The organism is Sphingomonas sp. AOB5 (genome assembly GCF_029433115.1).
GTDB lineage: Bacteria > Pseudomonadota > Alphaproteobacteria > Sphingomonadales > Sphingomonadaceae > Sphingomonas.
Genome location: NZ_JARNTV010000046.1, coordinates 21,249 through 29,033, shown reverse-complemented (window position 1 = coordinate 29,033; position 7,785 = coordinate 21,249). Strand labels below are relative to the sequence as shown.

General features: G+C 67.1%; 7 protein-coding genes. 3 read left to right on the top strand and 4 right to left on the bottom strand.

The genetic code is table 11. From position 1 onward, the window contains the following. Positions 1-40 precede the first annotated feature (40 nt). On the bottom strand, positions 41-1,705 hold the full coding sequence (locus tag P1X14_RS16375) for a tryptophan halogenase family protein (RefSeq protein ID WP_277316471.1): 1,665 nt from the start codon (positions 1,703-1,705) through the stop codon (positions 41-43). 109 nt (positions 1,706-1,814) lie between these two features. Here P1X14_RS16375 and P1X14_RS16370 point away from each other — a divergent pair, with 109 nt between their 5' ends. After that, positions 1,815-2,099, top strand: a complete 285-nt coding sequence (locus tag P1X14_RS16370) for a PqqD family peptide modification chaperone (protein WP_277316470.1) — start codon at positions 1,815-1,817, stop codon at positions 2,097-2,099. Here P1X14_RS16370 and P1X14_RS16365 read toward each other — a convergent pair. Genes P1X14_RS16365 through P1X14_RS16355 form a run of 3 tightly spaced genes read right to left on the bottom strand, consistent with a single transcriptional unit; the run spans position 2,096 to position 5,758 of the window. Next, on the bottom strand, positions 2,096-2,926 hold the full coding sequence (locus P1X14_RS16365) for a sulfotransferase domain-containing protein (RefSeq protein ID WP_277316469.1): 831 nt from the start codon (positions 2,924-2,926) through the stop codon (positions 2,096-2,098). The genes P1X14_RS16370 and P1X14_RS16365 overlap by 4 nt on opposite strands. After that, complete coding sequence (locus P1X14_RS16360; RefSeq protein WP_277316468.1) at positions 2,923-3,834, bottom strand: hypothetical protein; 912 nt, start codon at positions 3,832-3,834, stop codon at positions 2,923-2,925. Before P1X14_RS16360 ends, P1X14_RS16365 begins: the two co-directional genes overlap by 4 nt. 1 nt (position 3,835) lies before the next feature. Then, positions 3,836-5,758, bottom strand: a complete 1,923-nt coding sequence (locus tag P1X14_RS16355) for an asparagine synthase-related protein (protein WP_277316467.1) — start codon at positions 5,756-5,758, stop codon at positions 3,836-3,838. A 113-nt stretch (positions 5,759-5,871) separates the two neighbouring features. Here P1X14_RS16355 and P1X14_RS16350 point away from each other — a divergent pair, with 113 nt between their 5' ends. Both P1X14_RS16350 and P1X14_RS16345 read left to right on the top strand, forming a co-directional pair. Next, positions 5,872-6,630 (top strand): methyltransferase domain-containing protein, encoded by a 759-nt coding sequence (locus P1X14_RS16350; protein ID WP_277316466.1) that lies wholly within the window; start codon positions 5,872-5,874, stop codon positions 6,628-6,630. Next, a complete protein-coding gene (locus P1X14_RS16345; RefSeq protein ID WP_277316465.1) occupies positions 6,627-7,760 on the top strand; it encodes a putative 2OG-Fe(II) oxygenase in 1,134 nt (377 codons plus the stop codon). The genes P1X14_RS16350 and P1X14_RS16345 overlap by 4 nt, the downstream gene beginning before the upstream one ends. The last annotated feature ends 25 nt before the right edge of the window (positions 7,761-7,785 follow it).

Here is a 7,785-nt window from a genome sequence, read left to right as displayed (position 1 = left end):
CGCTTGAAGCGCTCGTTGCGCGCGGCGCGGTGCGTATCCTCTAGCCCGCGGCGGCGATCCCGCCCGGGGTCATTACCGGGACCGGCGGGCCCAGCGCGAACCCGATCCGGGGCACGCTGTCGGGCCGTGCCGATTTCGCCACCGTAGCGCCGGTCACCGCACGCTCGCCAATGCCCTTCAACGCTGCCGCATGATCCGGCAGCGTCGCCAGCACGCCTTCGCGCAGGTTCAGGAAATTGTGGACGTAGCGATCCCACATCGGGCGCGGCAACAGGTCCGATCCTGCCGCGACCGGGCCCGAGTAGAAACCCTTGCCGAACAGCACCGCCGCAACGCTCCAGAAGGTGAAGATGTCGCTGCCGCGCGGATCATAGACGTCCGGCAGGCCGCCGCGCCACAGCGCCAGGCATTCCTCCAGCCGGTCCGATCGCTTCGCCTCGTGCTGCTGCGCGCGCCAATAGGGCGTGTCGTCGCGGTCGCCCAAGGTGAAGTGCAGCCCGAGAAAATCGAGCACATCGTCGTAGATCAGCGCCATCTGCTTGTTGAACTTGTCGATCGGCGCCGGTTCGAAATCGCTGCTCGGCATGCATTGCAGCAGGCGGCGGCAGGCGAAGTCGACGAACTGGATCGCAGTCGATTCCAATGGCTCAAGAAAGCCGCCAGCCAGTCCCAGCGCAACGCAATTGCCCACCCATGAGCGGCGCGTGCGGCCGACGCGCATCGGTACGATCCGCGGCTCGGTGATCCGCTCGGCACCGTTCAGCGACCGGACGAGTTCGTCGATCGCATCCTGTTCGCTGATGAAGTTGCTCGAATGGATATAGCCTGTCCCGATTCGGGACTGGAGCGGGATGCCGAAGCGCCAGCCACTGCCCAGCGCGGTGGAGGCAGTCGTCGGCAGCAGCGGATCGCCCTCGCGATGCTTGATCTGCACCACCGCAGCGCGATCGTTGAGCAGATAGTCGGAGAAGGACTCGAACGGTTCTTCCAGCGCCTGATTGATCAGCAGCCCGCGGAAGCCCGAGCAATCGATCACCAACTCGACTTCGTGCCGCCCGCTGTCTGCAAGCTGCAATGCGGCGATGTGCCCGCGTTCGTTCCGCTCGACACCCTGCACCGTATCGCTGACATGACGGACGCCGCGCGCCATCGCCACTTCCTGCAGGAATGCGGCGAACAGTGCTGCATCGACATGGTAGGAATAACCCAGGGCGCCGCGATAGGCGCCATCGCTCGGCCGCTTGGGCGACTTGGCCGCCGCCGCCGCCGCCACGCCATGGCCGACCAGATTGCTCAACTGCGGATCGGCATCCACGCCTTCGGGTAAGCCATAGGCGAGCAAGGATGCCGCGGGATTGCGCCCTGCCACCTGCACGCCACCGGTGAAGGGATGGAAGAAGCTCTCCGGCCGTCCGCCGCCGGGCTTGTGCCAGTTATCGAAGCGAACACCCAGCTTGAAGGTCGCGTTGGTGCGGGCGATGAATTCGGCTTCGTCGATCTCGAGCATTTCCAGCGTCTGCCGGATCGCGGGGATGGTCGCCTCGCCCACGCCGATGATCGGCACATGCGGGGATTCGATCACGGTGATGTTCACGCCATCGGGATGCGCGAAGCCCCATTGCAGGCGATGATTGAGCACGGTCGCGGCGAGCCAGCCGGTCGTGCCGCCGCCTACGATGGTGATGTTCCGGATCGGCTTGCCCATCATATTCCCCGCATTTTTCGCTTCCTTGCCCCCGCACGGCGGCGCGATCAAGCTGCCGTTGGGGCCATTTCGGCTTTCCGCGGGCGAAAGCGATTGCTAGAGGAGCCGCATGACGCTGACCCTTTCTCCCGAAACCCGCCTCTCTGTTTCTCCCGACGCGATCATGAGCGACGTCGATGGCGAGATCGTGCTGATCTGTGTCACCAGCGGTCGTTATTTCGGGCTCGACGGGGTGGGCAGCGAGATCTGGCGCCGGCTTCAGTCGCCGATCAGTATTGCCGATCTGACCGCTGCGCTGCAGGCGCATTTCAAGGGCGACGGCGCCACGATCGAGCGCGAGACGATGGATTTCGTGGCCAAGCTGGTCGATCGCAACCTGGTCACTTCCGCCTAAAGATACCCGAACCGGGTCATTACCGCTTCATGGTCGCGTTCGATCCGCGCGGCCTGTTCCGGCGTGAGCGCGCTGCGCCAGCCCTGTGACCGGCCTGAGCGGAAGAAGGCGCTGGTCGCCACCGGTCGCTCGATAAAGCCGCCTTCCTGTTCCATCTTCGCCAGCCGGTCGAAACGCGTCGCGTCCACCGCCATGCCGATCACCGCTTCATTGGGTGCCCAGCCCAGATGGTCCGCAATACGACGGAAGCCGGTTGCCGGATCGGCCACCAGATCCTCGTAGCGGACCACCAGCGGTGCGAGTCCGCTCTCGTCGATCCAGCTTGTCGCATTGTCGGACCATGACCCGATATGCTGCGGCAGCATCGTGTGGATCGTCCCCACGTCCGCGCCGATCACCGCGCCGGGATCGGCCATGTAATCTATGGTCGCGTCGATCGTGGCGTCGCGGAACTTCGCCCAGGATACCGCCACGTCGCGCGGATCGCGGATCAGATAGATGGTCGCGCGGGTAACGGCCGCGTCGTGCACCGGGCGACCGTGGCGGGTGCGCCGCCAAGCGTCATGCACCTTCACCATCGGCTCGGCATGGGTCTCGGCCATCCACGCATGAAGATCGGGCCGCAGCGCCTCGATCTCGGGCGGCCGCAGCGAGCTGGAATCGCATTCGAGGACCTGATCGATCAACTGGCGCTGAAGCGCGGTCCGCGCGAAATTGCCCAGCCGGTCGAGCACCACCGGCTCGCCATGCTTGAGCGTCCACAGCGCCAGCCGGGTCCAGGTGTTGCCCGAACGTGGATAGGAGGCGAGCCATGTGATGCCGCTCATGCCGCGCGCACCGCGTCCAGGATCATGTCGATCGTGTCGTCGAGCCGCGCATAATGGAGCGGCCGCTTCAGCGAATAATGGTGCGGTATCAGCGGCGCCATTTCGGTCACCCGCTGCAGCGCGCCCGCCTTGGTCAGCAACCCGGTCAGCGAGCGCCAGCGATAGACCTGATTGCGCAGCCCGGCGACGGCTTCGACCCCGCGCACCCGCTGGATCATGATTTCGCCGCTGCTGTCGGCACGGTTGAGATGGATCAGCGCGGCGGGGGCGAGCGGCACCGTCACATGCGCCTCGCCCAGCGGCTGGCTGAACTTGGCAATCTCCGCGCGCGCTTGCTCCAGCGTATCGAGCGGCCACGCCGCCCGTTCGGCCGAATCGCGCCACAACAGCGCGCGGTTCAGGCTGGGCAATATCTCGGTCACGCCGTTCGTGACCTGCATCGGCGCGACATCGTCGGACAGCATCCGGAAGCCGCGCCGGACAAAGGCGGCCGCCAGGGTCGACTTGCCCGCGCCCGAAGACCCGGCGAGCATCACCGCGCGCCCGTCAATCTCGATCGCTGACGCATGGATCGGCAGCACCCCGCGCTGATGGCATAGCAACCCAAGCCCCGCGCCCAGCAGGAACAGGCGGATATCCGGCGCATCGACCGGCATTTCGGGGGCGATGGTGATCCGGTTGCCGTCTTCGACCAGATAGTCGGCGACACCCTCGATCCGGTACAGCATCCGGCCTGCGGCATCGATCTGGACAATCGGCGTGCTGAGCACCGCGTCGAGTTGCGCCGGTACTTCGCCAAGTTCGAACTGCACTTCGGGTTCGCGATCGTCGCCGGTCCAGTCGGGCAGTTCGGGCAGGGCGATCGCGCTGAGAAGCCGCCAGCCGCACAGCGAATAATCATGCGCCACGTTATTCATTCCCGCCTTCGTGCCAGCGCAGGAAGCCGCCCATCGAGATGGCGCGATGCAGCGCATGGCCGTGCAACATCTCGTTCTTGCGCGCGGCATCCTCGTCTGTCGGCCATTCCTCGATGATCTGCCGGATGCGCGGGATATCGATCACCCGGCTGGCGAATTTCGAGCGACTGAGCCGGTCGACCGCGGCCGCGGTCTCGTCGAGCCGGCGGCTGGCAAGGAAATGCCATTCGGGCGATTGCCGGCCCTTGATCCGCTGCGACAGGATTTCATCGGGCACCCGGCCGGCCAGCACGCGCCGGGCGAGCCAGCGGCTCTTGCCCTCGCGCCAATATTGATCCTCGGGGATCGCCAGCGCGAATTCGACCAGCGCGCGATCGAGATAGGGATCGCGCGTCGATGCGCGCCAGCGCCGCCGCGCGAACGCCGCCATGTCGCGCCCGCGCTGCCCCTGCAGCATCCGCAGCCGCATCTCGCGCACCGAAAAGGGTGGCTTGAACGGAATGTCGTGACCGGCCTCATCGGCATGGCGGCCATAGTCGATCTCGTCGAGAAAACCGGGTGAGACCAGGCTGAACGGCATCCACGGCCAGCGACCGCCGCCGCCATGGCGGCGCTGGTACAGGCCTGCCTTTATCCGGCGCGGCATCAGCGTATCCCAGGCGGTGCCCAATGCGGTGCGCGTCGCCGACAGGTTCTTTTGCCGCGCAAAGCCCTTGAGGTCGCGCAACGCGCCGAGCCACTGGAAGCGGCGCAGCCGCTGCGCGAATTGCGGCGATCCATCCCATGAGAGCACCGAATTGCCGGTGCCGCCGCCCAGCATCACATCGATCCCGGCATCCTGCACCGCCATGTGCAGGCTTTCGAACCAGGTGCCGTTGAAGCTGCCCGAACGCGGCACCAGCAGCGCGCCCATTTCGGCTTCGGGCTCGACGTCGCGGATCGATTCCCGCACATCGTCGATCACCGTCCATTTGATGTTGGGATAGCGTTCGGCGACGAGTCCCGCGAGACCGCGTTCGTCGAAGCCATAGTCGGCATGATCGGCCCCGGCCGCGCGGGTGAATGCCTCCAGCTTGCGGTCGCCCAGCAGGATCGCCGCGGTTGCCGCGACACCGGCGGAATCGAACCCGCCCGACAGGAATGCGCCGTTGCGGCCGTCCGGCGACAGGCGGCTGCGCACGGCCTGATCGAACAGCTCGCGCGCGGCCTCGACATAATCCTCGTCACGCTTGAACCGCACCGGTTTCAGCCGGTCGATGGTGAACCAGCGCCGCGAGCGCCACTGGCCGTTCTCGAAGATCGCGACCCCGCCCGGCGGCACCCGGCGGATATGGCGATAGATGGTCTGTTCCTGATCCTGCATCGCGATCGTCAGCGTGTGGGCGACGACCACTTCGTCGAGTTCGCGTGGCGTTTCGGGCAGGGCCATCAGGATCTGCAGCGTGGTTGCGAAGATCACCATGCCGGGCAGGGTGACGGTGTAGACCGGCCGCGAACCCAGTGCGTCGCGCGCGATGGTCAGCCGCTGGGCGCGTTCGTCCCATTCGGCGATGGCGAATTCGCCGTAGAGCTTCTCCGCCGCTTCGCCCGCGCCCCAGCGCAGAGCCGCGGCAGCGGCCAGGCTTCGGTCGTCGGGCAGGGAAGGGCCATCGAGGCCCAACGCGGTCTTCACGCCGCGCGGATCGTCGAGACGGGCGGTGGCGAGGATGAAACGGTCGGCGTCGCGCTGGATCACCGCCGATCCGGAGCCATTGTCATAGCCCGGCTGACCGCGCCGTTCGACCAGCAGGACCGAGGGATTGGGCCGCCAGGATTGCGGCTTGCCGGCGCCTTCCAGCGCCCGCGTGATCCGTTGCAGCGCGGCGTCGGGAATCGGCCCGTTGTCGGTCCTCACGATGCCGGCGAAATCGCTCACGGTAGCCCCTCGGTGGATCGGCGTTTCTGAAAAGCGTGAACCGCGATGCGCCGCGACAAAGGCCGTTCAGCACCCCGATTGTCAAGTGGCAGTCGAGCCTCTAGCCCGGGGGCATGGCGTACCGGCAACTCTCTCAGGGTCTTCAACGGGGCGTGCCGTTCCTGCGCCGCGTGCCGGGCATGCGGACACTGGGCCGTGCGGCGCGCTACCTGCTCGATGCGCGCTATCGTGACGAGCGCAATCTGCGCCTGTTCCGGGGCGACCAGCTGTTCCAGGCCAGCGCGCATACCTGGGCGGGGCGCTATCCGCATCTGTTCGGCGCGCTGTCCTCGCGGCTGGCGACCAACCCTGCGCCGCGCATCCTCTCCTTCGGCTGTTCGACCGGCGAGGAAGTGCGGATGATCCGCCAGGCCGTGCCACACGCGCATATCATCGGCATCGACATCAGCCCGAAAAGCATCCGCACGGCGCGCGCGCGTAATCGCGATCCGCAGGTCGAGTTCATCCTTGGCGGCGACGTGGCGCTGGCCGGACCGGAGCCGTTCGACGCGATCGTCTGCATGGCGGTGCTCCAGCGTTCCGAACTGAGCGATCACCGCCCGGAGGACAGCAGCGCGCATTTGACCTTTGCCCGGTACGAAGCGGCGGTGCGCGATATCGACGCGCATCTGCGCCCGGGCGGGCTGCTGGCGTTGTACCACACCAATTTCCGCCTCTCGGACACCGATATGGGGGGCGAGTATCAGCCGATCCTCTGCACCCGTCCGCATGCGGCCGACCGCGCGAAATATGATCGCGACAACCGGCTGACCGCGCTGTGTCCCGAAGACAGCGAGATGCTGTTCGTGAAGCGCGATCCCGCAGCCTCATGATCGAATTCGTGCAGGATGCGGGCGGGACGAAGCTGCGGCAGCGCGTCGATCTGCTCCGCGAAAGCCTGCGGCGGGTTCCCGGCAATCCCGAATTCCGCCGTGCGCTATGCCGGGCGCTGCTCGAACTGGGCGATGCGCCGGGCGCGGTGGCGGCGACCGAGGGGTTCACCGCCGATCGCGAGCTTGCGACGCTGCGTATCGCGGCACAACTGAAGCTGGGAGAGACCGACGCCGCGCTGGTTGCTGCGTGGTCGCTCCACGCAACCGCGCCGGACGAGCCGCAGGCCGGGCGTACCCTGCTCGATGCGCTCAAGGTGGCTGGCCTGACCCGCGAACGGTCTCGGGCCGCTGCCGGCATGGCGTGGCTGGCGGAGCATCCGCGCTATCGCCTCGGCATTCTCGCCGCGGATGTCGAACTGGGCGAGGCGATGCCCGCCGATCTGCTTGCCTGTTGCGACGAGATTCTCGGGCAATCCACCGGCCATGTGCAGGCGACCTATTATCGCGCCATTGCGCTGGCGCTGCTCGGGCGGGACGACGAGGCCAGCGAAACGCTCGCGCTGGATCGGCACCTGACGATTGGCGAACTCGCAGCCGATCTGCCTGCGCTGGCCGCCGAGATCCGCGCCAATCCCACGCTGCTCGCCGATCCAGGGTTGAACTCGACCGCGCATGGCCGCCAGACGCTTCAGCTTCTCCAGCCCGGCGACAGCGCGATCCCGGCGCTGCTGGCCGGGGTCGAAGCGGCGGTCCGCGACTATGCCGCCGAGCGAGCGGGGCAGGGCGATCCCTTATCCGCCTCGATGCCCGCCCGTGCCCGGCTGCGCAGCTGGGCGGTGGTGCTGGGCGCCGAAGGGCATCAGAACCCGCATCTCCATCCCGGCGGCTGGCTGAGCGGCGTCTTCTACGTCACCGCGCCACGAACCGACCGCTATCACGGTGTGCTGCGCGTCGGGCCGGTCGGCCGCATCCTGCCGGGCGATCCGCCATGGGGCGTGCGCGAGATCGAGCCGGTTCCGGGGCGGCTGGTCCTGTTCCCATCCTGGACCCCGCATGCGACCGAACCGCCCGGCGTTCCCGGCGAACGGATCGTCATCGCCTTCGACGTGATTCGCCTCGACGCCTCTTGATGCCCGCACCGATATCGCGCACTCG

Coding starts and splice junctions, on each gene's coding strand:
- P1X14_RS16345 (WP_277316465.1), top strand. CDS start 6,627: ATGATCGAATTCGTGCAGGATGCGGGCGGGACGAAGCTGCGGCAGCGC.
- P1X14_RS16370 (WP_277316470.1), top strand. CDS start 1,815: ATGACGCTGACCCTTTCTCCCGAAACCCGCCTCTCTGTTTCTCCCGAC.
- P1X14_RS16365 (WP_277316469.1), bottom strand. CDS start 2,926: ATGAGCGGCATCACATGGCTCGCCTCCTATCCACGTTCGGGCAACACC.
- P1X14_RS16375 (WP_277316471.1), bottom strand. CDS start 1,705: ATGGGCAAGCCGATCCGGAACATCACCATCGTAGGCGGCGGCACGACC.
- P1X14_RS16350 (WP_277316466.1), top strand. CDS start 5,872: ATGGCGTACCGGCAACTCTCTCAGGGTCTTCAACGGGGCGTGCCGTTC.